General features: G+C 73.1%; 20 protein-coding genes. 15 read left to right on the plus strand and 5 right to left on the minus strand.

Annotated elements, in window-relative coordinates; all coding sequences use genetic code 11:
• Nucleotides 1-446: 446 nt before the first annotated feature.
• The gene (locus ACXN5W_RS27395; RefSeq protein WP_473161276.1) at nt 447-2,075 is read right to left on the minus strand and encodes a glycoside hydrolase family 43 protein; all 1,629 of its coding nucleotides are present in this window, start codon (nt 2,073-2,075) and stop codon (nt 447-449) included.
• A 275-nt stretch (nt 2,076-2,350) separates the two neighbouring features.
• Between ACXN5W_RS27395 and ACXN5W_RS27400 the strand changes: the two genes are divergently transcribed.
• From ACXN5W_RS27400 to ACXN5W_RS27430, 7 genes are all read left to right on the plus strand, one after another.
• The gene (locus ACXN5W_RS27400; protein WP_473161277.1) at nt 2,351-3,379 is read left to right on the plus strand and encodes a LacI family DNA-binding transcriptional regulator; all 1,029 of its coding nucleotides are present in this window, start codon (nt 2,351-2,353) and stop codon (nt 3,377-3,379) included.
• A gap of 447 nt (nt 3,380-3,826) precedes the next feature.
• On the plus strand, nt 3,827-4,612 hold the full coding sequence (locus ACXN5W_RS27405) for a hypothetical protein (RefSeq protein WP_473161278.1): 786 nt from the start codon (nt 3,827-3,829) through the stop codon (nt 4,610-4,612).
• Nucleotides 4,609-4,770 carry a hypothetical protein gene (locus ACXN5W_RS27410; RefSeq protein WP_473161279.1) on the plus strand — a complete coding sequence of 54 codons (162 nt, stop codon included), beginning with the start codon at nt 4,609-4,611 and terminating at the stop codon, nt 4,768-4,770. The genes ACXN5W_RS27405 and ACXN5W_RS27410 overlap by 4 nt, the downstream gene beginning before the upstream one ends.
• Nucleotides 4,767-5,435, plus strand: a complete 669-nt coding sequence (locus ACXN5W_RS27415; protein ID WP_473161280.1) for a DUF4129 domain-containing protein — start codon at nt 4,767-4,769, stop codon at nt 5,433-5,435. Before ACXN5W_RS27410 ends, ACXN5W_RS27415 begins: the two co-directional genes overlap by 4 nt.
• Nucleotides 5,432-6,961 carry a DUF4350 domain-containing protein gene (locus ACXN5W_RS27420; RefSeq protein WP_473161281.1) on the plus strand — a complete coding sequence of 510 codons (1,530 nt, stop codon included), beginning with the start codon at nt 5,432-5,434 and terminating at the stop codon, nt 6,959-6,961. Before ACXN5W_RS27415 ends, ACXN5W_RS27420 begins: the two co-directional genes overlap by 4 nt.
• 53 nt (nt 6,962-7,014) lie before the next feature.
• Complete coding sequence (locus tag ACXN5W_RS27425) at nt 7,015-7,980, plus strand: AAA family ATPase (protein ID WP_473161302.1); 966 nt, start codon at nt 7,015-7,017, stop codon at nt 7,978-7,980.
• Between the two features lie 10 nt (nt 7,981-7,990).
• Complete coding sequence (locus ACXN5W_RS27430) at nt 7,991-9,358, plus strand: DUF58 domain-containing protein (RefSeq protein ID WP_473161282.1); 1,368 nt, start codon at nt 7,991-7,993, stop codon at nt 9,356-9,358.
• 74 nt (nt 9,359-9,432) lie between these two features.
• On the opposite strand, the gene ACXN5W_RS27435 is transcribed toward ACXN5W_RS27430, so the two are convergent.
• On the minus strand, nt 9,433-10,473 hold the full coding sequence (locus ACXN5W_RS27435; protein WP_473161283.1) for a stage II sporulation protein M: 1,041 nt from the start codon (nt 10,471-10,473) through the stop codon (nt 9,433-9,435).
• Between the two features lie 65 nt (nt 10,474-10,538).
• Between ACXN5W_RS27435 and ACXN5W_RS27440 the strand changes: the two genes are divergently transcribed.
• Both ACXN5W_RS27440 and ACXN5W_RS27445 read left to right on the plus strand, forming a co-directional pair.
• Nucleotides 10,539-11,474 carry an RDD family protein gene (locus ACXN5W_RS27440; RefSeq protein ID WP_473161284.1) on the plus strand — a complete coding sequence of 312 codons (936 nt, stop codon included), beginning with the start codon at nt 10,539-10,541 and terminating at the stop codon, nt 11,472-11,474.
• 234 nt (nt 11,475-11,708) lie between these two features.
• Nucleotides 11,709-12,419 (plus strand): GAF and ANTAR domain-containing protein, encoded by a 711-nt coding sequence (locus ACXN5W_RS27445; RefSeq protein WP_473161285.1) that lies wholly within the window; start codon nt 11,709-11,711, stop codon nt 12,417-12,419.
• Nucleotides 12,420-12,440: 21 nt separating this feature from the next.
• On the opposite strand, the gene ACXN5W_RS27450 is transcribed toward ACXN5W_RS27445, so the two are convergent.
• The gene (locus ACXN5W_RS27450; protein WP_473161286.1) at nt 12,441-13,055 is read right to left on the minus strand and encodes an ANTAR domain-containing protein; all 615 of its coding nucleotides are present in this window, start codon (nt 13,053-13,055) and stop codon (nt 12,441-12,443) included.
• Between the two features lie 240 nt (nt 13,056-13,295).
• On the opposite strand from ACXN5W_RS27450, the gene ACXN5W_RS27455 reads away from it, so the two are divergent.
• Both ACXN5W_RS27455 and ACXN5W_RS27460 read left to right on the plus strand, forming a co-directional pair.
• A complete protein-coding gene (locus ACXN5W_RS27455) occupies nt 13,296-13,799 on the plus strand; it encodes an STAS domain-containing protein (protein ID WP_473161287.1) in 504 nt (167 codons plus the stop codon).
• The gene (locus tag ACXN5W_RS27460) at nt 13,796-14,149 is read left to right on the plus strand and encodes a YciI family protein (protein ID WP_473161288.1); all 354 of its coding nucleotides are present in this window, start codon (nt 13,796-13,798) and stop codon (nt 14,147-14,149) included. The genes ACXN5W_RS27455 and ACXN5W_RS27460 overlap by 4 nt, the downstream gene beginning before the upstream one ends.
• 45 nt (nt 14,150-14,194) lie before the next feature.
• Here ACXN5W_RS27460 and ACXN5W_RS27465 read toward each other — a convergent pair whose 3' ends face one another.
• Nucleotides 14,195-15,997, minus strand: a complete 1,803-nt coding sequence (locus tag ACXN5W_RS27465; RefSeq protein WP_473161289.1) for an ABC transporter ATP-binding protein — start codon at nt 15,995-15,997, stop codon at nt 14,195-14,197.
• 81 nt (nt 15,998-16,078) lie between these two features.
• Here ACXN5W_RS27465 and ACXN5W_RS27470 point away from each other — a divergent pair, with 81 nt between their 5' ends.
• On the plus strand, nt 16,079-16,504 hold the full coding sequence (locus tag ACXN5W_RS27470; protein WP_473161290.1) for a MarR family winged helix-turn-helix transcriptional regulator: 426 nt from the start codon (nt 16,079-16,081) through the stop codon (nt 16,502-16,504).
• Between the two features lie 104 nt (nt 16,505-16,608).
• Here ACXN5W_RS27470 and ACXN5W_RS27475 read toward each other — a convergent pair whose 3' ends face one another.
• Nucleotides 16,609-18,186, minus strand: a complete 1,578-nt coding sequence (locus tag ACXN5W_RS27475) for a peptide chain release factor 3 (RefSeq protein WP_473161291.1) — start codon at nt 18,184-18,186, stop codon at nt 16,609-16,611.
• Between the two features lie 646 nt (nt 18,187-18,832).
• Between ACXN5W_RS27475 and ACXN5W_RS27480 the strand changes: the two genes are divergently transcribed.
• Genes ACXN5W_RS27480 through ACXN5W_RS27490 form a run of 3 tightly spaced genes read left to right on the plus strand, consistent with a single transcriptional unit; the run spans nt 18,833 to nt 20,761 of the window.
• Nucleotides 18,833-19,534 (plus strand): RNA polymerase sigma factor, encoded by a 702-nt coding sequence (locus tag ACXN5W_RS27480; protein ID WP_473161292.1) that lies wholly within the window; start codon nt 18,833-18,835, stop codon nt 19,532-19,534.
• 22 nt (nt 19,535-19,556) lie between these two features.
• Nucleotides 19,557-20,312, plus strand: coding sequence for a hypothetical protein (locus ACXN5W_RS27485; protein ID WP_473161293.1), 756 nt, complete (start codon nt 19,557-19,559; stop codon nt 20,310-20,312).
• Nucleotides 20,309-20,761 carry a hypothetical protein gene (locus ACXN5W_RS27490; RefSeq protein ID WP_473161294.1) on the plus strand — a complete coding sequence of 151 codons (453 nt, stop codon included), beginning with the start codon at nt 20,309-20,311 and terminating at the stop codon, nt 20,759-20,761. The genes ACXN5W_RS27485 and ACXN5W_RS27490 overlap by 4 nt, the downstream gene beginning before the upstream one ends.
• The last annotated feature ends 1 nt before the right edge of the window (nt 20,762 follow it).

A 20,762-nucleotide genomic window follows, 5' to 3' on the forward strand; every position in this document is an offset into this window, starting at 1 on the left:
ATGGACAACTGGCTCCGCGGGCGAGTGAAAAGGCGTATCCTGGGGGTGGTGTCTTTCTTGCGGGGGGGGGTGTGGGGGTGGGTGGGGGCTCCCACCCCCCCCCCCACCCCCCCCCGGGCCTGCCCCTTTTCCGCCCCACCCACCCACCCCGCACCCCCACCCCCGCCACCCCCGCACCCCACCCCCACTCCCACCCGCACCCGCACCCGCACCCGCACCCGCCATACGGTTCGCCCCCCGCATGGCGGGGGGCGAACCGGGCAGATCTTGGAATTCTGCTACCGCCGGAGGGGTGACAGGATTCCAAGATCCGCAAAGCCAGCGGCCGGTGACCGGTGACCAGCAGCCAGGGCCGCTGACCGGCGGCGAAGGCCGGTGACCGGCGGCCAGCAGTCAAGGCCGGCGGCCGGTGACCGGCGGTCGAGGCCGGTGGCGGTGGGGCTGGGTCAGGCTCCGGATAGGCAGGTGACCGAGTCGAAGTCGGCGTAACCGCCGTCGGCGCCGATGTCCTGTACCCACAACCCGGCGAACGCGCCGGTGAAGCCCCAACTGGTCGGCTCGCCGGCCACGGACCGCGCGGCGTGCTCGTCGGACAGGATCGTCGCGTCCAGGGTCACCGGGATGTCCCGCCAGCCGCTACCGAGGTCGTACCCGAAGTTCAGCGCCGGGCCGTCGAAGGCGACCCGGAGCCGCAGCCGGGTCCGGTCGCCCAGTGGCACCGTCAGTTCCGGGTACGCCGTCCGGCGGCCGGAGTCGCAGCTGAGCACCTGCAGCACCCGCTCACCGTCGTCGTCCACGGTGACGTAGGCGTAGTGCCAGTTACGGGTGTTGTAGTACCCAGTCACCCCGGCGAGCTGTCGATAGGTGGTCGGCCGGAACTCCATCTCGGTGGCGAGCAGGAACCGCTGATCGGTGACCCGGCGCGCGACCAGACTCGGCCGGTGCCGGCCGACGGGCGACTGACCACCGTAGATCCGCAGGTGGGACGGCCGGACCGTGAGGTCGACCCAGTCCGGGGTGGCCGGCCTGCGCAGGGTGGACCAGTTGGGCCCGAGCGCCGGTTCGGTGAAGTCGTCGGTCGCCGGTTCGACCGGGACCGGTGCGGGCGGCAGGTCGGGGGCCGGTACGACGTCGGCCGGGGCCGCGTCGCTGATCCTGGGCCAGCCGTCGGTGGTCCACTCGACCGGTTGCAACGCCGTCTCCCGACCCAGCACGCAGCGCCCGGACGGGGCGTACGGCCGGGCGGTCAGGTGCGCGAGATACCACTGACCGCCGGGGGTGCTGACGAGGCTGCCGTGTCCGGCCTTCTGCAACGTCAGCTCGGGCCGACCGTACGAGCTGATCAGCGGCCCCGCCGGATCCGGCTGGTACGGGCCGAACAGCTCCCGTGAGCGGGCGACGGTCGCCTGGTGCTCCCAGCTCGTCCCGCCCTCGGCGGTGAGCAGGTAGTACCAACCGTCGCGGCGGTACAGGTGCGGGCCCTCGGTGACCCCGGCCGCGGTGCCCTGGAAGATCATTCGCGGTTCGCCGACCGTCCGTCCGGCAGCCAGGTCGTACCGCTGGATCTCGATGCCGGCGAAGCGGTCCCGGCCCGGACGCCAGTCGGCGCGCATGGCCAGCAGCCAGGTGCTGCCGTCCTCGTCGTGGAAGAGCGACGGGTCGAAGCCGTGCGCGTGCGTGGGCACCGGATCCGACCAGGGACCGGTGATCGCCGGCGCGGTGGTCACGTAGTTCTGCGGATCCCAGTAGCCGCTGGCGAAGCTCCCGACGTCGGTGAAGACCAGGTAGAACCGGCCGTCGGCGTACGACAGGCAGGGCGCCCAGATCCCGCCCGAGTCGTTCGCGCCGGCCAGATCCAGCAGGCGCCGCTCGGTCAGGATGCCGCCGAGCGGACGCCAGTTGACCAGGTCACGGGAGTGGTGCAGCCGTACCCCTGGGTACCACTCGAAGGTCGAGGTCGCCAGGTAGTAGTCGTCCCTCACCCGCAGGATCGAGGGGTCCGGATGGAAGCCCGGCAGCACCGGGTTTTTGATCAACCGGGTGGTCGTTGGCAGCGCACCGACCTCACTGGGCATCGAACGCTCCTCGGCAGGGACGGTGAAGGTCAGAAACCGCCCGCAGGCGTCGGCGCCTGGTCGATCACTCAGTGCCCTCGTCGCCCGGACGGAACCGGCCGAAGCCGGCAGTCGATACTTTCGAGAAAATTTCGACCACTTGCAGCCTAGGCGGCCCCGCCAAGTGGGGTCAAGAGACGTCTGACGATTCAGTAGTCGCCGGGCGTGCCAGTCCGCAAGCTTCCGAAAGTTTCGGGCTATGCTGCCATCGGGCACAAGCATGGCGAGGAGCCGGGATGCGACACGAACGGGCGACGCTGGCGGACATCGCCGTCGCTGCCGGGGTTTCCATACCCACCGTTTCAAAGGTTCTGAACGGGCGCCCCGACGTCGCTCCGGACACCCGACAGAAGGTGCAGGATCTGCTCGACCGGCGCGGGTACACGGCCCGCCGCACGGCCCGGCGGAACAACCGCACCAACGGCGGCAGCGCGGACCTGATCGATCTGGTACTTCGGGACCTGGGCAGCCCGTGGGCCATGCAGATCATCGACGGGGTCGAGGAGTACGCCTACCAGTCCGGCATGGCGGTGGTGGTCTCCGCCGTACACGGCCGGAACCGCAACCGCCCCGACCGGCGCTGGATCGAGCAGTTGTCCTCCCGCCGGTGCGACGGCGTCCTCCTGGTGCTGTCCGAGCTGTCCGACAGCCAGCAGGGTCAGCTCGACGACCTGGGCATCCCGGTCGTCATCATCGACCCCGCCGGGCAACCCCGACCCGGCATCCCGTCGGTCGGCGCCACCAACTGGGCCGGCGGCGTCGCGGCCACCGAACACCTGCTCGGGCTCGGGCACAGCCAGATCGCGGTCATCAGCGGGCCCGCCGCCGTGCCGTGCAGCCGGGCCCGGGTGGACGGCTACCGCGCCGCCATGAACGCCGCCGGCCGCCGGATCCCGCCCGGGTACGTCCGCAGCGGTGACTTCACCGCACCGTCGGGATACCGCGAGACCAACGCCCTGCTCGAACTGAGCCGGCCACCCACCGCCATCTTCGCCTGCGCCGACGAGATGGCACTCGGTGCCTACGAGGCGCTGTACGAGCGGGGGCTGCGTGTCCCGCACGATGTCAGCATCGTCGGGTTCGACGACCTGGATGTGGCCCGTTGGTCCATCCCGCCGCTGACCACCATCCGTCAGCCGCTCACCGAGATGGCCGGCATGGCGACGAGAATGCTGCTCAGCCTGGTCGACGGCGAGGAACTCGGCAGCGACCGGCTCGAACTGTCCACCCCACTGATCGTCCGCGACAGCACCCGCGCCCTCTGACCCCACACCCCCCACACCCCTCGCCCCTCACCCCCCGACTCCCGGACTCCCGGACTCCCAGGCGCGGGTCCCGCGCCTGACCTTCGAAGATCAACACAAGTGCGGCGACATTGGGGGGTCACCGGGCCACCAACCCCCCTGTTTTGCCGCAATTGTGTTGATCTTCGGGGCGGGCGGGGGCAGCGTCGACCTTCCGGGCGGGCGGGGCAGCGTCGACCTTCCGGGCGGGCGGGGGCAGCGTCGATCTTCGGGGCGGGCGGGGGCAGCGTCGGTCTTCTACGTCGATCTTCCGGGTGGGTGGGGCAGTGGTGATCTTTCGGGTGGGTGGGGCGGGGCTGCGGGGTCGCGGCGCGGGCGGCGACGTGCCACCATAGGGCCGCCCACACGCTCGCCACCGGGGGACGCTTGCGCCAACCAGCTCCGTCGGGCGCCCTGCCGTTACGCCCGATGACCGTGGGCGAACTGCTCGACGCCGCGACCACTCTGCTGCGTACCCGGGCACCCTTGCTGCTTGGGGCGGGTTTCCTGCTCGCCCTGCTGGAGCAGGCGGCGCTCTTCCCACTGCGCCAGCGGGCCGACGTCACGTACCTGGTTTTCCCGGCCGAGGATCGCTGGGGCGCGTACGCCCTGTTGCTGCTCGTCGGCTTCGGCACCGAGATCGTCAGTATCACCGTGCTCGGCGCGTACGCCTCCTCGGCGGTCCCCCGGGCACTGCTCGGCGCCGCCGCACCGGCGCGCCCGGTGCCGTGGCTCCGCGCGGCGCTGCTCACGGCGCTCGTCGCCCTGCTGGGCGTGCTCGCCGGGGCCACCGTGCTGGGTGGGCTGGTGGGATGTCTACTGCTCGGGCTGGCCATGCCGGTGCTGGTCGTGGAGCGGTCCGGCGTGGGCGCCGCACTGCTGCGCTCGATCCGGCTGTCGGTGCGCCGTGGCCTTCGGGTGGGTTGGATCCGGTTGCTCGGCTACACGTCCTGGCTGTTCATCCGGCTGGCCACCGGCGTCGCCGGGTGGGGCGTGCTGGGCCTGCTCATCGACACCGGCACCGCAGCCCGGGACCATCTGGTGACCGGACTGGCCTGGCTCATGGTCAACACCCTGGCGTACCCGGCACTGGCCTGCCTGGACGCGGTGCTGTGGCTGGACATCCGGATGCGTACCGAGGGATTGGACCTGAGCCTGCGCCGGTCACTCAGCCGGCGGGTCTCCTGCGAGCCGGCCCTGACGGTGCCGCGATGACCCACCGAGGGCTACCCGATCCGGCCGGCGATGCCGCGACCCGGCCGGCCCTGCCCGATCCGGCCGGCACTGCCGCGATCCGGCCGGCCCTGCCCGACCCGGCCGGCACCGCCGCGATCCGGCCGGCCCTGCCCGACCTGCCGGCGGTGCCGCGATGAGCCGGTGGTGGGACGAGTTCGTCGCGGCGATCGGCGACCCGCTGCCGGGGGGCGTACCGGTGCTGATGCTGCTTGCCCTGCTGGCGACCGCGCTGGTCGCCGCCCTGTGGTACTGGTGGCCGGCCTGGCTGCCGACCCACTGGTGGCGCGGTCGGGGACCGGGTGACGGGGCGGCCCGGCAGGTGCGGGTCCGGGGCCCGCGCTTCCGGCTCAGGCTGCCTCGGTTGCGGTGGCGCTGGCGGTGGCCGTGGCGCCGACGGCGGCCGGCACCGAACCTACCGGCCGAGTTTCCCGAGGATCAGCTTCCCGATCTGCCGGCCAGCGTGCTGGAACTGAGTGCCGACCAGTTGGCCGCCGAGGGGCGGTTTGCCGAGGCGGTCCGGGAACGGTTCCGCGCGATGGTCCGGGAACTCGTCGAACGCGGCGTGCTGGCCGCCGTGCCGGGCTGGACGGTCACCGAGCTGGCCCGGTTCGCCGGGCAGGCCCTGCCGCCGGTCGCCGCGCCGCTGGCCACCGCGTCCGGCCTGTTCTCCGAAATCTGGTACGGCCTGCGCCCGGCGACGGCCGACGACGACCGCGCGATGCGTGCCCTCGCGGAACGGGTCCGCGCGATCCTCGGCGACGATCCGGTGACCCCGCGCCCGGCGGAGGTGACCGCCCCATGACCGCCGCACCTTCCGGACACCCGCCGGTCGGACACCCGCCGGTCGGACACCCGCCGGCCAGCCCGCCGCCACCGGCTGCCGATCCAGCCGGGCCGAATGGCCCGGCCGGCCCGCTCGGCCCAGCCGGTTCGACCGGCCCAGCCGGTTCGACCGGCCCGACCGGTTCGGGTGCTCCAGCCCCGGGAGCCGCGCGCCGCCGCCGGTGGCACCGGGCCGCCATCCCGTTCGGGGTGTTGGCGCTGCTCTACCTGGTCACCTTCGCGGCGCACGCCGCGCAGCAGCCGGACTTCGGCGAGCCGGGCACCCTCTCGCCCACCGGCACCGGCTCCGACGGCTCCAGCCAGCTCGCGGACGAACTGGTCGAGCGGGGTGTCACGGTGGACCGGGTCAGCGGTTCGGCCGCGGCGCGGAGCGCGCTGGCCAGCGCCGACGGCCCGGTGACGCTCTTCGTCCCCGCGCCCGATCTGATGGACCTGCGCTTCCTGTTCGAGGTCGTCGAATCGGACAGGCCGTACCGGGTGGTGCTCGTCCGGCCCGGCGCGCGGGTGGCGCTGCTCAGTGGGCTGCTGCCCAGCCAGCCCCGGTGGGCCAGCCGGGTCGTCGAGCCCGGCTGTACGGAGCCGACGGCGGTGGCCGCCGGGCCGGCTGCGGTGCAGCGGTCCCGGTACCACGTCGAGGACGCCCGGTTCAGCTGCTACGGCGGCGGGCTGGTGGGCGTGGCCACCGACGGCGGTGAGCTGATCGGGGTCGGCGCCACCGACCCGTTCCGCAACGGCCGGCTGGCCGAGGCCGGCAACCTGACGCTCGCCACCGGACTGCTCAGCCGGTATCCGCGGCTCGTCTGGCTCGACCTGCACCACCGGGAGTCGTCCGGATCGGGCGCCCGGCCGCCGCGCCCGCACTACCGGCAGCCCAGCCGGTCCCCGGCGGCCGACAATCCGCTGTGGACGGCGCTGCCGCCACCGTTGTGGGCGGGGCTGTCGCTGCTGCTCGTGCTGGCCGGGCTGATCGCGGTGGTCCGGGCCCGCCGGCTGGGTCCACCGGTACCCGAGCCGCTGCCGGTGCTGGTCCCGGCCACCGAGGCGGTCACCGGCCGGGGGCGGCTCTACCAGCGCGCCCGGTCCCGCGAGGCGGCCCTGGCCGCGCTGCGCGCCGCGGCGCTGCGCCGGCTGGTCCGCGCGGTCGATCCGGACCGGGCCGGTCCCGCCACCCTGGACCGGGCCGGTCCCGCCCCCCTGGACCGGGCCGGTGGTCCCGATCCGACCGCCGGCGCCCCCGGCCGACCCGGACAGCCGATGAGCGGCCCCGGCCAGCCGGTGGGCGGCACCGCCGATGACCGGACCCGGCTCGTGGTCGCGGTGGCGACCCGGACCGGGCTGTCGACGAACGAGGTCGATTCCATCCTGTACGGGCCGGCACCGGCCACCAACGAGGAGCTGACCGTGGCGGTGGCCCGATTGGACGCCCTGGTCGACGCCGTACTGCGACTCCCACCCCGCACCGACAACCCTGGAGGAAGGTCGTGACAGAAACCGCCATCCCGGCCGGTGCCGGCGGCGCACCGCAGTCGTACCCGACCATGACGGATGACGCCGAGAACTCGGCCCGGCAGGCACTCGGCCGGCTACGCGCCGAGGTGGCAAAGGCCGTGGTGGGTCAGGACGGCACGGTCAGCGGGCTGCTGGTCGCCCTGCTCTGTCAGGGGCACGTGCTGCTCGAAGGCGTACCCGGGGTGGCCAAGACGCTGCTGGTCCGGACCCTGGCGGCGGCGCTGTCGCTGGAGTCGAAGCGCCTGCAGTTCACCCCGGACCTGATGCCCGGGGACGTGACCGGCTCGCTGGTCTTCAACGCGCGCAGCACCAGCTTCGAGTTCCGGGAGGGCCCGGTCTTCACCAACCTCCTGCTGGCCGACGAGATCAACCGGACGCCGCCGAAGACCCAGGCCGCGCTGCTGGAGGCGATGGAGGAGCGGCAGGTCTCGGTGGAGGGCGCCGCGCGCCCACTGCCGGAGCCGTTCCTGGTCGCCGCCACCCAGAACCCGATCGAGTACGAGGGGACGTACCCGCTGCCCGAGGCGCAGCTCGACCGGTTCCTGTTCAAACTGACCGTCCCGCTGCCCAACCGCGACGAGGAGTTCGGCGTGCTGCGGGCGCACCACCACGGCTTCAACCCGCGGGACCTGGCCGCCGCCGGGGTGCGCCAGGTCGCCACCGCCGCCGACCTGGCCGCCGCCCGCGAGGCGGTACGTCGGGTGCAGGTGGCCGATGTCGTGCTGGCGTACATGGTGGACCTCTGCCGGGCCACCCGTACCGCGCCGTCGCTCGAACTGGGCGCCTCGCCGCGGGGCGCGACCGCGCTGCTCGGGGCGGCCAAGGCGGCGGCCTGGCTCAACGGGCGCGGCTACGTCACCCCGGACGACGTCAAGGGGGTGGCCCGGCCGGCGCTGCGACACCGGATCCGGGTACGCCACGACGCGGAGCTGGAGGGGGCGACCGCCGACGCGGTGCTGGAGTCCCTGCTGCGCACCGTCCCGGCACCCCGGTGACCCGGCGGCCATGCTGACCTGGCGGGTGCCGGCGCTGCTCGCCGTGCTCGGCGGCGCGGCCCTGGCGGTCGGGGCAGTGCTGCTGGACGCGCGCGGGATGTGGCTGGCGCTCGCCGGTGTGGCCGGCCTGGTGCTGCTGCTCACCGTGCTGGACCTGCTGTTCGCGGCGCCCGCCGGTGAGGTCGGGCTGGTCCGCTCGGGTGACCGGCAGGTGCGGCTCGGCGAGACCGCCGAGGTGCGGCTGACGGTCACCAACACCTCGCTGCGGACGCTGCACGGGCTGGTGCGGGACGCCTGGGTGCCGTCCGCCGGCGCCGGTGAGCCGTACGCGCACCCGGTGCGGCTGGAGCCCGGCGAGTCGACCGAGCTGACCACCCGGCTGACGCCGACCCGGCGCGGGGACCGGCCGGCCGCCCGGGTCACCATCCGGTCGTACGGGCCGCTGGCGCTCGCGTTCCGGCAGACCTCGCACCGGCGGGCGAACGCGCTGACCCCACCCTGGGTGCTGACCGCGCTGCCGCCGTTCACCGCCCGGCGGTTCCTGCCGGAGAAGCTGTCCCGGCTGCGGGTCATCGACGGTCAGATGGTCACCCGGGGCCGTGGCCAGGGCACCGAGTTCGACTCGCTGCGTGAGTACGTCACCGGGGACGACGTCCGGTCGATCGACTGGCGGGGAACGGCCCGCTCCGGGCACGTACTGGTGAAAACCTGGCGGCCGGAGCGCGACCGGCGCATCCTCTGCGTGCTGGACACCGGCCGGACCAGCGCCGGCCGGGTGGCGACCGCGCCGACCGCGGACCGGCCCGATCCGCCGGGTGAGCCCCGGTTGGACGCGGCGATCGACGCGGCGCTGCTGCTCGCGGTGCTCGCCTCGCACGCGGGCGACCGGGTCGACGTGCTCGCGGTGGACAGCCAGGTCCGGTTGACCGCTGCCGGCGCCCAGTCCCGGACCGCGCTGCCCAGGTTGACCCGGGCCCTGGCCGCGCTGCAACCCGCGCTGGTGGAGACCGACTTCGGCCGGCTCGCCGCCGAGGTGCTGGGCGCCGAGCGCAAGCGGGCCCTGGTGGTCGTGTTCACCACCCTGGATCCGGGGGCGCTCGGTGAGGGACTGCTGCCGGTGCTGCCGCAACTGGTCGCGAAGCACACCGTCCTGGTGGCGGCGGTGACTGACCCCGCCGTACCGGCCCTGGCGGCCGAGCGTGGCGACCTCGCCCGGCTCTACACGGCGGCGGCGGCGGAACGGGCCCTGGACGAGGTGGACCGGGTGCGCCGGGTGCTGTCCCGGTACGGCGTGTCGGTGGTCGAGGCGCCGCTGGACACCTTCGCCTCGGCGGTGGCGGACCGGTATCTGGCCCTCAAGGCCACCGGCCGGCTCTGAACCCGAGGCCCCAGGCGTCAAAAAGGGGCCCTTCCTATCCGAAATGCGATAACAAGGTGCCCTTCCTTACGTCCCTACGCCGTGGGCGCGTACGCCTCGCGGTCCATGATGTCCAGGTCGGCGGTGCGGCCGGAACGGTGCGCGGCGGAGCCGAGCACCACCACGTAGCCCAGGAAGACCAGCCAGACCACGGTGCCGAGCCCGAGCTTCACCCCGGGCGGCAGCGCCGACGGGGTGACGAACGCCTCGATGATGCCGCTGACCAGCAGCACCGGCACCAGCCCGAGGGCGACCACCAACCCGGACCGGCCGGCCGAGCCCACCGCCTGGGCCCGGCTGCGCAGCGGACCGGGGGCGATCCACGACCAGCCGATCCGTAGCCCCACCCCGGCGGCCACGAAGACACAGGTCAACTCCAGCAGACCGTGCACGAGCAGCAGGCTGAGGAACAGTTCGGTGCGCCCGTGCCCGACCATCACCCCGCCGACGATTCCGACGTTCAGGGCGTTCTCCCAGAGCATGTACAGCGTCGGCAGCACGATCACCCCGGCCGCGAGGCAGACCGCCGAGACCCAGGCGTTGTTCGTCCACACCGCGAAGCCGAAGTTCTGCGGCGGCGCGCTGCTGTAGTACGCCTCGAAGTCGTGGTTGACCAGCGAGTCGATGTCGGCCTGGGACATGAACCGCAGCGGCACCTCCGGGTCGCCCGCCACCACGAGGACCAGCACCACGCTGAGCGCCACGAACGCCAGGCCGGTGCTCAGGCACCACCGCCCGGCCCGGTAGACCTCGCCGGGGAACGCGACGGTGAAGAACCGGCCGACGCTGGCCCACCGGAATCCCGGGGACGGTGTCACGGCGGCCCGCGCCCGCAGGACCAGCCGGGTGAGCATGGTGGTCAGCTCCGGATCGGGCGATCGACTCTGCACCATCGACAGGTGCGTCGCGGCCCGGCGGTACAGCAGGACCAACTCGTCCACCTCGGGCGCGGTCAGCTTGCGCCGTGGCCGACCGAGCAGGAAGCGCAGGCGCTGCCATTCCGACCAGTGCTCGGCGGCGAACGCGTCCACGTCCACGGCGGGGCCCTCCCAGCGCTCCACGACCGCCAGCGGCACCGTCCGGCGGATCCCGACCCGCGCGGCGGGTCCCGCAGAGCGTACCGGTCCGCCACACTGTCGCGGTGACCTCCGCGACCGTCCCGCCGCAACCGACCGGCCGCCCGGCCTCCCCCGCCTCGGGGTGGCCCGCCCCGGACGGCGGCGGCAACGTCCGGTTCGTCACCGGCGACGCGGTCCGGCTCGACCTGCCGGTGGCTCAGCTCGGCTCGCGGGTGCTGGCCCGGCTGGTCGACCTGGTCGTCCAGATCCTGCTCTTCCTGGCCCTGGCCACCGCCGTGCCGGTCGTGCTCGGGTTGCTGGAGCTGCTCGGCCTGCTCACCCTGGACGGTTCCGTCTACTCGGCTGTGATGCTCGTGGTGGTCGTCCTGGTCGTCGTCGGCTATCCCGTCGCCATGGAGTCGCTGGTCGGTGGCCGCACCCTGGGCAAGTTGGCCATCGGTCTGCGGGTGGTGCGGGACGACGGCGGGCCGATCCGGTTCCGGCAGGCCGCCACGCGCGGTCTGGTCGGCGCGGCCGTCGAGTGGCCGGGGCTGGTGGCGCCCCCACTGACCTGGTTGGCCAGCATCTGGACGACGGCGGTCAGCCCCCGGGCGAAGCGGCTCGGGGACCACGCCGCCGGCACCCAGGTCATTCACGACCGGACGGCGGGCGGCCGGGCGAGGTATCCGATGATGCTGCCCGGACTCGTCGGCTGGGCATCCACCCTCGACCTGGCCGGTCTGGACGACGACCTCGCGCTGGCCTGCCGGCACTTCCTGGATCGGACCCGTCAGCTCCGGGGACCCGCCCGGGCCCGGCTCGGCACCCAACTGGCGGCGGAGGTCGCGAGCGTCACCCGGCCGGCACCGCCGCCCGGCGTACACCCCGAGGTCTATCTGGGCACCGTGTTGGCGGAGCGGCACCATCGGGCGGCCCGCCGGTTGGCGGCGGTACGCGGCCGGACCGCGGCGCTGTGGCGGGAGGCCGGTTCCCCGTCGCCGGGTTCAGGGCCTGGATAACCACTGTCGGTATCCACGTCGGGGCGGGCGGTTCGGACAGTCTGGTGCGACGTAAAATGGTGGATCTGTTCCGCCGTCCGCCCGGATGGCGGGAACGGGCGTCAAGCAGCGGCGCCTCTACGGGACCGGTCGTCGGTCCCGTGGAACGGTTCGCGTGGGCGGACCGCAGTCACGCGCCGTCGCGCTCCTTGCGGAGACCGCAGGAGCACCGCTTGCCCAAGGACGACAGACCCGATGCAGCAGGAACCCTTCGATCTCACCGAAGCCTTTCTTCGAATCGGGGCGATCAGGCACGGTGAAACCGACCTGAACGCCGTGCTGACCCGGATCGCCGGGGTGGCGAAACAGGCCATTCCCGGTACGGACGAGGTGTCAGTGACCCTGATCCGGGGGGTCGAGGCGTACACCGCCGCGTACACCGGCGATCTGGCGCTCAAACTCGACGAATGGCAGTACGAGCAGGGCCGTGGCCCCTGCATGGACGCCGCCACCACGGGCGCCATCATGGTGGTGGCCGACATGGAGATCGAGAGTCGCTGGCCCGAGTGGGCCAGCCGGGCCCACGCCGCGGGCGCCGCCAGTTCGCTCTCGGTCGGGCTGCCCATCCAGGAGGCGCTGGTCGGAGCGCTCAACTTCTACGGGACCGCCCGGGGTGCCTTCGACGACGCGGCGGCGGTGGCCCGGCAGTTCGCGGGTTACGCCGCGATCGCCCTGGCGAACGCCCACCTGTACGAGAGCACCGCGACGCTGGCCGAGCAGATGCGCGCCGCGATGGAGAGCCGGGCGGTCATCGAGCAGGCCAAGGGCATCATCATGGGCGACCGACGATGCACCGCCGACGAGGCGTTCGCGATTCTCGCCAAGGTGTCGCAGGATTCGAACCGTAAGGTACGCGAGGTGGCCGAGGCGCTGGTGGAACGGGCGGTGAACCGGCCCCCGAAGTGACCGTTCACCAGCGGTGACCGCTCAACCCGGCGGTCGGCCGGTGGCCTGCGCGACCAACGCGGCGGCGACGTCCCGGACCTTGCGGTTGGAATCCTGGGAAACCTTCGACAGCAGTGCGAACGCCTCGTCCGGGCTACACCGGCGCTCGCCCATGATGATGCCCTTGGCCTGCTCGATCACGGCCCGGTTCGCCATGGCCGCGCGCATCTGCTCGGCCAGCGCGGCGGTGCTGTCGTACAGGTGGGCGTTGGCGACCGCGACGGCGGCGTAGGCGGCGAAGGTCCTGGCCAGGTCGACCGCCTCGTCGTCGTACGCCTGCTCCGCCCATCCGGGCCAGCGTTCCTCGGCCGCGGTCGCGGGCACCAGGATGGTGTCGCCGCTGGCCGATGCGTCCAGGCAGGGCCCGCGGTCCCGTTCGTACTGGACCAGGTCGAGATCCCGGGCCCGCTCCGAGGTGAAGGCGGCGGTGCGCCGGGTGGGACCCTGGACGAGGGTGACGGACACCTCGTCGGTACGGGGTATGGTCCGCTCGGCCAGTGCGCCGATCCGGGCCAGCACCCCGTCCAGGTCGGTGGCGTCGAGCTTGATCCGTCCGATCTCGGAGAACGCCTCGGCGGGACGCAACGGTTCCGTCATGGGATCTTTCCTTCGCGGCTGGCGGATCGCGACTGGCGGCTGGCGGGCTCGCGTCGGGGCAGCGCGGCCACCCTACCCGCCGGCTCGGTACTCCGGGACCACCAGCCGGTGATGTCCGACGAAGAGGTGTCGAACCGCCTGTGTGGGGGTACGGTCGATATCGGGTCAAGACACGCGCCCAGCTTCGTCACCTCTCGGTGGCGAACCGGAGATTATTGCCGATCTTCCGTCGGAGGCGCGATGTCCCTTCAGAGACTCCCCGTCCGCCGTGGCCGTCCCACCCCACCACCGCCGAGGTCCGCCGAGTTGTGCGAGCCGATCATGTCGGTGGAGCTGTCCATCGAGGGCCGGGTGACCGTGCTGGCGGTCGCCGGCGAGGTCGACATGAGCAACGCCCACCTGATCGTCGAGCTGGCCGAAGCCGCGCTCCGGGAGCGGCCGGACCTGGTGCTGGACCTGTCGGCGGTCACCTTCTTCGGCGCGCACGGGATCAGCGCGCTGCTCCGGGTGCAGGCCGCGGCGGCGCGCGCCGGGGGAAGCTGCGTGTTGCGCAGTCCGTCCGCGTTCGTCCAGTACGTCCTGGCGGTCAGCGGTGTCATCCGGGGCCACCAGGACGGCTCACCCGGACCGAAGGGCATTTGCTGCTCGCAGAGACCGAGCATTACCACCACACCGGCCGGGTCGACGGCCCGCCCGGCGTGGTCGTACGGGTTCGGGACCGGACAGAGCACAATGTTCGGGTGAAGTACCTGCTGCTGATCTACAACCGGCCCGGTTTTCTCGACGAGCTGACCGAGCGGGACCGCTCGGCCCTGTTCGGCGAGGTCGATTCGATCATGAAGGAACTCGCCGAGTCCGGCGAGCTGATCGGCGGCCAGGCGCTCGCCGGACCGGCGCACAGCCGGACCATCCGGCAACGGGAGGGCCGGCTCGACGTCACCGACGGGCCGTTCGTGGAGAGCAAGGAGCAGTTCGCCGGGTACGTCGCGGTGGAGTGCGCCAGCCTGGACCGCGCCACCGAGATCGCCGCCCGCTGGCCGGACGTACGGTTCGGCGGCGCCATGGAGGTTCGTCCGGTCCTCGACGAGGACTGACGGCACCGGCGGCGCGGGTGCTGGTGCTGGCGCGGCGCGGCGCGTTCAGGCGGCCAGCGCCGCGTACCGGCCGTTGTCATGGACGAGACTGCCGTGTGTGCCGGACTCGACGATCCGGCCGTGGTCGAGCACCGCGATCCGGTCCGCGTCGCGGACCGTGGACAGCCGGTGCGCGATGGTCACCGTGGTCCGTCCCCGGGTGAGGGCGTCGAAGGCGCGCTGCACCGCCCGCTCGGTCTCGGTGTCCAGCGCACTGGTGGCCTCGTCGAGGATCAGCACCCGTGGGTCGCGCAACAGGGTCCGGGCGATGGCGATGCGCTGCTTCTCCCCGCCGGAGAAGCGGTGGCCCCGGGAGCCGACCATCGTGTCGTACCCCTCGGGCAGGCTGGTGATGAGGTCGTGGATCTGCGCCGCGCGGGCGGCGGCCACCAGTTCCTCGTCGGTGGCCTCGGGTTTCGCGTACCGCAGGTTCTCCCGGATCGTGGTGTGCAGCAGATAGGTCTCCTGGCTGACCACGCCCACGACGGCGGCCAGGTCGGCCAGCCGCAGGTCCCGCAGGTCGATACCGTCGAGGGTGACCCGACCGCTGGTCGGGTCGTAGAGCCGGCTGACCAGGCCGGCGATGGTGCTCTTGCCGGAGCCGGTCTCGCCGACCAGCGCCAGCGTGCTGCCGGCCGGCACCTCGAGGGTGATCCCCGCGACGGCCGCGGTGTCGCTGCCCGGATAGCTGAACGTCACGTCCTCGAAGCGCAGCCGGCCACGGATCCGGGCCCGATCGATCGGCACCGGGTGGACCGGGTCGGCCACCTCGACCGGCAGGTCCAGGTATTCGAAGATCCGGGCGAACAGCGCCAGTGAGGCGGTGACCGAGACCCCGACGTTGAGCAGCCCCATCAGCGGCCGGAACAGCCCGGTCTGCAACGCGGTGAAGGCCACGACCGTACCGATGCTGATCGTGCCCGCGGTGCCCGGCAGGCCGGCGCCCAGATAGATCACCGCGGGGATGGCGGCGAAGACCACCGTCATGGTGGCCATCCGCCACCGGCCGGCCAGCTCGGAGCGCAGTTCGAGGTCGACCAGTCGCTCCGAGGAGGCGGTGAACCGGTCGGTGAGCGCGGCCCCGGTGCCCATCGTCTTGCTGAGCAGGACACCGCTGATGGACAGGCCCTCCTCGATCGTCACGTTGAGGTCGGCGAGTTCCCGCTGGCGTTCCTCGGTGATCTCCCGGCGCAACCGGGCGACCCGGCGGGTGAGCCAGATCGACGGCGGCAGCACCAGCAGGGACACCAGCGACAGCCGCCAGGACAGGGCCACCATCGCGACGACGGTGGCCACCACCGTGGTGAGGTTCGCGGCGACGGCGGTGGCCGTGGAGGTGACCACGGTCTGCATCCCGCCGATGTCGTTGGTGATCCGGGACTGCACCTCGCCGGTGCGGGTCCGGGTGAAGAACGCGAGGGACTGCCGCTGGAGATGACCGAACACGTCGGCGCGGAGCCGGTGCATGACCCGCTGGCCGATCCGGGTGGAGATCCAGGTCTGCAACACGCCGAGCACGGCGGTCACCGCGGCGACGGCGACCATGCCGAGCACCAGCCAGGCGAGCAGGGTGGCGTCGCGGGCGGGGAGCGCCCGGTCGATCACCTCCCGCAGCAGGAACGGGTTGGCCATGCCGAGCACGGCCGAGAGCACGATGGTCGCGGTGACCATCGCCAACTGGCGGCGGTACGGCCGGAACAGCGCGGTGACCCGGCGCAGCGGAACGCCGCTGGCCTGCGCCTTCTCTTCGGCGCTGGGCGGCGGTGGTACGTCGAGGCCCCGGCCCCGACCGGTGGTGGGTGGTGACATTCAGACCTACCCTTCGTACGGATAATTACTGAGGTTACCTCAAGATGAGGTAACCTGCACATCCGCTGATAGGCTGCCCCGGTGACGCCCGATCCGCGACGTGCCGACGAGAGCCTGGCCGAGGCGTTCTGGTCGGTGACCAAACGGCTGCGGCACACCACCCGGCAGGCGCTGGAGCCCTGGGAGATCGCTCCCGGGCAGGCGCGGATGCTCTCCGTGCTGCTGGAACACGGGCCGACCCGGCTCAGCGTGATCGCCGACCACCTACGCATCGCCGCGCGGTCGACCACCGAGGTGGTCGACGGACTTCAGCAGCGCGGCCTGGTGGACCGCCGGCCCGACCCGGACGATCGGCGGGCCACGCTGGTCGCGCTCACCGACCGGGGCACCGAGGTCGCCACCGCGATCCGGGCGGCCCGCGAGGCCGCGGCCGAGCGGTTCTTCGGCTCCCTCAGCGAGGGCGACCGGACCGATCTCACCCGCATCCTGCGCGCACTGCGCGACTGAGCGGGCGTACGCGGCGTGCACCGCGGAACACCTCAGCCGGCGAGCGCCAGCGGTGTCAGGAGGGGGCCCTTCCTATACCGAAAGCGATAAGAAGGTGCCCTTCCTTACAGCAGGGGGGTGAGGACCAGGCCGCGGGAGTTGTCGGCGATCGAACGCATCCGCCAGCCGCTGGTGAACAGCGCCAGCAGGACGCCGTCCCGGACCCGGGTGAGCACCTCGGCACCGGCGACCGCGCGCAGCAGGTCCTGACCCGCCGGATCGGTGCGCCGAGCCACCTCGTACGGCAGGTGTTCCAGCGTGGTGCGCACGCCGAACTCCGCCTCCAGCCGGGCCATCGCGACCTCGAACTGCATCGGTCCGACGGCGGCCAGCACCGGCGACTGCTCACCGCGCCGGTCGGACCGGAGCACCTGGACCACGCCCTCCGCGTCGAGCTGCTCCACACCGCGCCGGAACCGCTTGTACGTCGCCGTGTCCGGCGAGCGCAGCACGGCGAAATGCTCCGGCACGAACGACGGCAGCGCCGGGAAGCGCACCGCCGGGCCCTCGTGCAGGGTGTCACCGATACCCAGCGCGGTGGCGTTGACCAGGCCCACCACGTCCCCCGGGTACGCCTCGTCGATGGTCTCCCGCTCGGCACCGAACATCTGCTGGGCGTACTTGGTGGCGAACGGCCGACCCGTGTCGCCGTGCGTGACGGTCATCCCCCGGGTGAACCGGCCAGAGCAGATCCGCACGAACGCCACCTGGTCGCGGTGCGCCTTGTTCATGTTCGCCTGGATCTTGAAGACGAACCCGGCGAACGGCGCCTCGACCGGTCGGGGCTCACCGTCGACCACGGGCCGGGGCCGGGGCGGCGGCGCGTACGCCACCAGCGCGTCCAGCAACTGTCGGACCCCGAAGTTGGCGACCGCCGCGCCGAACAGCACGGGTGTGCTCTTGGCCGCTAGGAAGTTCTCCTGGTCGTGCTCGGCCCCGGTGAGGTCGAGCAGTTCCAACTCCTCGCGGGCCCGCGCCCAGTCCGATCCGTAGCGCTCGGCCGCCTCGGCCGGCTCGAAGCGCTCCTCGATCGCGGTGGTCGCGCCGCCCGGGGTCCGCCGGAACGCCGTCATCGCCCCGTCGTGCCGCTCGATCACGCCGTGGAACTGACCGGCGATGCCCACCGGCCAGCTCAGCGGGGTGGGCCGCAGCGCGATCCGCTCCTCGATCTCGTCGAGCAGGGCCAGCGGTTCCCGGCCGGGCCGGTCCCACTTGTTGATGAACGTGATCACCGGGATGCCCCGGTGCCGGCAGACCTCGAACAGCTTGAGTGTCTGCGGTTCGAGCCCCTTGGCCGCGTCCAGCAGCATGACGGCGCAGTCCACGGCCGTGAGCACCCGGTAGGTGTCCTCGGAGAAGTCGGCGTGGCCCGGCGTGTCCAGCAGGTTGATCACGAGGTCGCGGTACGCGAACTGGAGCACCGCCGAGGTGATCGAGATGCCCCGTTGGCGTTCCATCGCCATCCAGTCGGACACCACGCCGCGCCGGCCACCCTTGCCGTGTACCGCGCCCGCCTCGCCGATCACCCGGGCGTGCAGCGCGAGTGCCTCGGTGAGGGTGGACTTGCCGGCGTCGGGGTGGGAGATGACCGCGAACGTTCGCCGGCGCGCGGCCTCCGCGGTGATGTTGGACGCCGTGGACACGGTCCCGCTTCCTGTCGTCATGTCGGCCGGACCCGGCTCCGGGCGGATTACCGGGCAATCGTAACGCAGCGGTTGCCCGAACCAACTTTCGCGCTGGTCGGGAGCCGCGGAAGCGGGCGTAACACGGTCGGGCTCATCAGCGCATATTCGCCGGCGGGGTCGGCAGGGGGTCGATCCCGCTCGGGGGCCGCCACCCACCCCCCTGGGTGGCGGCCTCCGGCAACGGGCCGGCACCACGGCCGCGTCGACGCGACCGTCACCATCGACGGCCCGTCGACACGGCCGTCACCACCGACGGCCCGTCGACACAGCCGTCATCACCGACGGCCCCGTCAAACGTGACCGTCGCCGGGAGGGCACGCCACATGACCGTTGTCGCTGGTCAGGGCACACTCGCGCCAACCCGGCGCGAGCCGTTCGGCTCCGCTCGATCCGACGGAGCCGACGCTGCCCCCGGGCGGCCCCGGACGCGCCGGTTGATGACTCCGGAATCAGGCCCTAGCCTCAGTCGGCTGGTGGATGCGACGGAGACTTGGCGGTGCGTGAGACATGCAGGTGATGGGGCTGGACAGGCCGACCGTCCGCGACACTCCGTCGGGGCCCTCGAACCCTCCCCCGGCCTCGTTCCGGGTACTGGCCGGCGCCGATGACCTCGACGATCCTCCTGCCCGAGGCGACCGGCCCGGAGGTGGAGGCGCCGGGCACCGTGACCGCTGACCTGACCGCGGCGGTACGGGCGGCGCAGCGGGGTGACGAGGAGGCGTTCCGCGTCGTCTACCGGACCGTGCAGCCCGGCCTTCTGCGTTACCTGACCGTCCTGGTGGGCTCGGACGCCGAGGATGTGGCGTCGGAGACCTGGCTACAGATCACCCGCGACCTCGCCACCTTCGACGGTGGCCCCGGCTTCCGAGCCTGGGCGGCCACCATCGCCCGGCACCGGGCCCTGGACCATCTGCGCCACCGGCGCCGTCGACCGGTCTCCGCCGTACCGGTCGAGGCGCTGGCGGAGTTTCTGCCGTCGGCGGAGGACACCGCGCAGCGGGCCGCCGACGGGCTGGGCACGGACAACGCGCTCGCGCTGATCGCACACCTGCCCCAGCGGGAGGCCGAGGCGGTGCTGCTGCGCGCGGTGCTCGGCCTGGACGCCGAGAGCGCCGGCCGGATCCTCGGCCGGCGGGCCGGCGCCATCCGGACGGCGGCCCACCGCGGCCTGCGCCGGCTGGCCGCGATGATCGAGGAAGAACAGGCCAACCAGCCGCGCCAGGGGGCCGGAACAGGCGAAGTCCCACCAGGTCGGCGGGCGCCCACCCGAGACGCAACACCGAGCCAGCCGCCGCACCAGCGGTGAGCGGGCGTTGAAAGGGATAGTGATGACAATTCGCCGATTCCGGCGCCAAGAGGTGGATGCGACCGAGCGGTTGCTCGACGTCGCGGCCGCCGGTGATGGCGTCGATGGCGATCCGGTGGCCCGGCTGCTGGCCAGCGCGGCGGCGCCGGCCCGGCCCGGAGAACTGGCCGGCGAGAAGGACGCCGTACTGGCGTTCCGGCGGGCCGTTCAGGCGCCGCGCCCCGCCGCCCCGGGCCGGCGGTGGCGACGCCGGATCACCGCTGGCGCCGCGGCCTGGCTCGCGGTGGCGGCGGCCACCGTCACCGCGGGAGTGGCCGTGGCGGCGGGCACGGACATCCTCAACAACGACCACGACTCCGACATCCGGCCGTCCGGATCGGCCGCCTCGACCAGCCGGACCGGCCCGGGTACGCCGGCCGGCACCACGATCGGCCCCGGCGCGACCCCGAGCGGCGGACCGGGCGGCGCGAACCCGACCGGCAGACCGCCGGGGACCGGGCCGGCCGCCGACGTACGCGGACTCTGCGTGTCGTACCTCAAGCAGAGCGGGCCACAGCGGGACGCGGCCCTCCGAACCCCGAGGTACCGGAGGCTGGTCGAGGCGGCCGGCGGATCCGCCCAGGTCGAGGCGTACTGCACGGCTCTGGCGACCGCGCCCCCCGCTCACCAGCCGCCGACCCCGGCGGGGCCGCCGAAGGCTCCGCCGAAACCCACCCAGTCCCACCCGGAGCCCAAGGGTGCCACCCCGGCGGCCGGCCGGCCGAGCAACCCCAGGTGAGCGGGCACCCGGTGACCGACAACCACCCCACGGCTCCGGGCCGGACCCGGCCGGTCTTCGTGGACCGCTCCGGACGCCGGCGCCGGCGCGCCGTTCTGGCCGGGACCGGTACCGGTGTGGGCCTGCTGGCCGTCCTCGCCCTCGTGATGGTGGCCCTGCTGACCGGCACCGGCGCCCCGGCACCGGGCTGGCCCGAGCGGACCCGCTCGCAGGGGCCGGGCACCGTCGTCGAGCAGGTCGGTACCGCCGTCTCCGCCCCACCCGGGACCCACCGGCCCGGGTCGGACGCCGGCACCACGCCCGCACCGTCGACCGGCCCACGGATCACGACGGCGACCCGCGGCACGACGTCCACCCCGGTCGGCACCACCCAGCCCGGCCGGGGCACGAGCCACCGCGCCACGGCGCCCCCCGGTCAGATCGGCAAGTCCCCCGGCAAGCCGAGGTAGC

This window comes from Plantactinospora sp. A48 (assembly GCF_055793945.1).

Bases quoted from the DNA above. Each gene is read 5' to 3' on its own strand.
- ACXN5W_RS27400 (WP_473161277.1), top strand. From the start codon at position 2,351: ATGCGACACGAACGGGCGACGCTGGCGGACATCGCCGTCGCTGCCGGG.
- ACXN5W_RS27430 (WP_473161282.1), top strand. From the start codon at position 7,991: ATGCTGACCTGGCGGGTGCCGGCGCTGCTCGCCGTGCTCGGCGGCGCG.
- ACXN5W_RS27485 (WP_473161293.1), top strand. From the start codon at position 19,557: ATGACAATTCGCCGATTCCGGCGCCAAGAGGTGGATGCGACCGAGCGG.
- ACXN5W_RS27445 (WP_473161285.1), top strand. From the start codon at position 11,709: ATGCAGCAGGAACCCTTCGATCTCACCGAAGCCTTTCTTCGAATCGGG.
- ACXN5W_RS27425 (WP_473161302.1), top strand. From the start codon at position 7,015: ATGACGGATGACGCCGAGAACTCGGCCCGGCAGGCACTCGGCCGGCTA.
- ACXN5W_RS27395 (WP_473161276.1), bottom strand. From the start codon at position 2,075: ATGCCCAGTGAGGTCGGTGCGCTGCCAACGACCACCCGGTTGATCAAA.
- ACXN5W_RS27455 (WP_473161287.1), top strand. From the start codon at position 13,296: ATGTCCCTTCAGAGACTCCCCGTCCGCCGTGGCCGTCCCACCCCACCA.
- ACXN5W_RS27450 (WP_473161286.1), bottom strand. From the start codon at position 13,055: ATGACGGAACCGTTGCGTCCCGCCGAGGCGTTCTCCGAGATCGGACGG.
- ACXN5W_RS27415 (WP_473161280.1), top strand. From the start codon at position 4,767: ATGAGCCGGTGGTGGGACGAGTTCGTCGCGGCGATCGGCGACCCGCTG.
- ACXN5W_RS27410 (WP_473161279.1), top strand. From the start codon at position 4,609: ATGACCCACCGAGGGCTACCCGATCCGGCCGGCGATGCCGCGACCCGG.
- ACXN5W_RS27480 (WP_473161292.1), top strand. From the start codon at position 18,833: ATGACCTCGACGATCCTCCTGCCCGAGGCGACCGGCCCGGAGGTGGAG.
- ACXN5W_RS27420 (WP_473161281.1), top strand. From the start codon at position 5,432: ATGACCGCCGCACCTTCCGGACACCCGCCGGTCGGACACCCGCCGGTC.
- ACXN5W_RS27405 (WP_473161278.1), top strand. From the start codon at position 3,827: ATGACCGTGGGCGAACTGCTCGACGCCGCGACCACTCTGCTGCGTACC.
- ACXN5W_RS27465 (WP_473161289.1), bottom strand. From the start codon at position 15,997: ATGTCACCACCCACCACCGGTCGGGGCCGGGGCCTCGACGTACCACCG.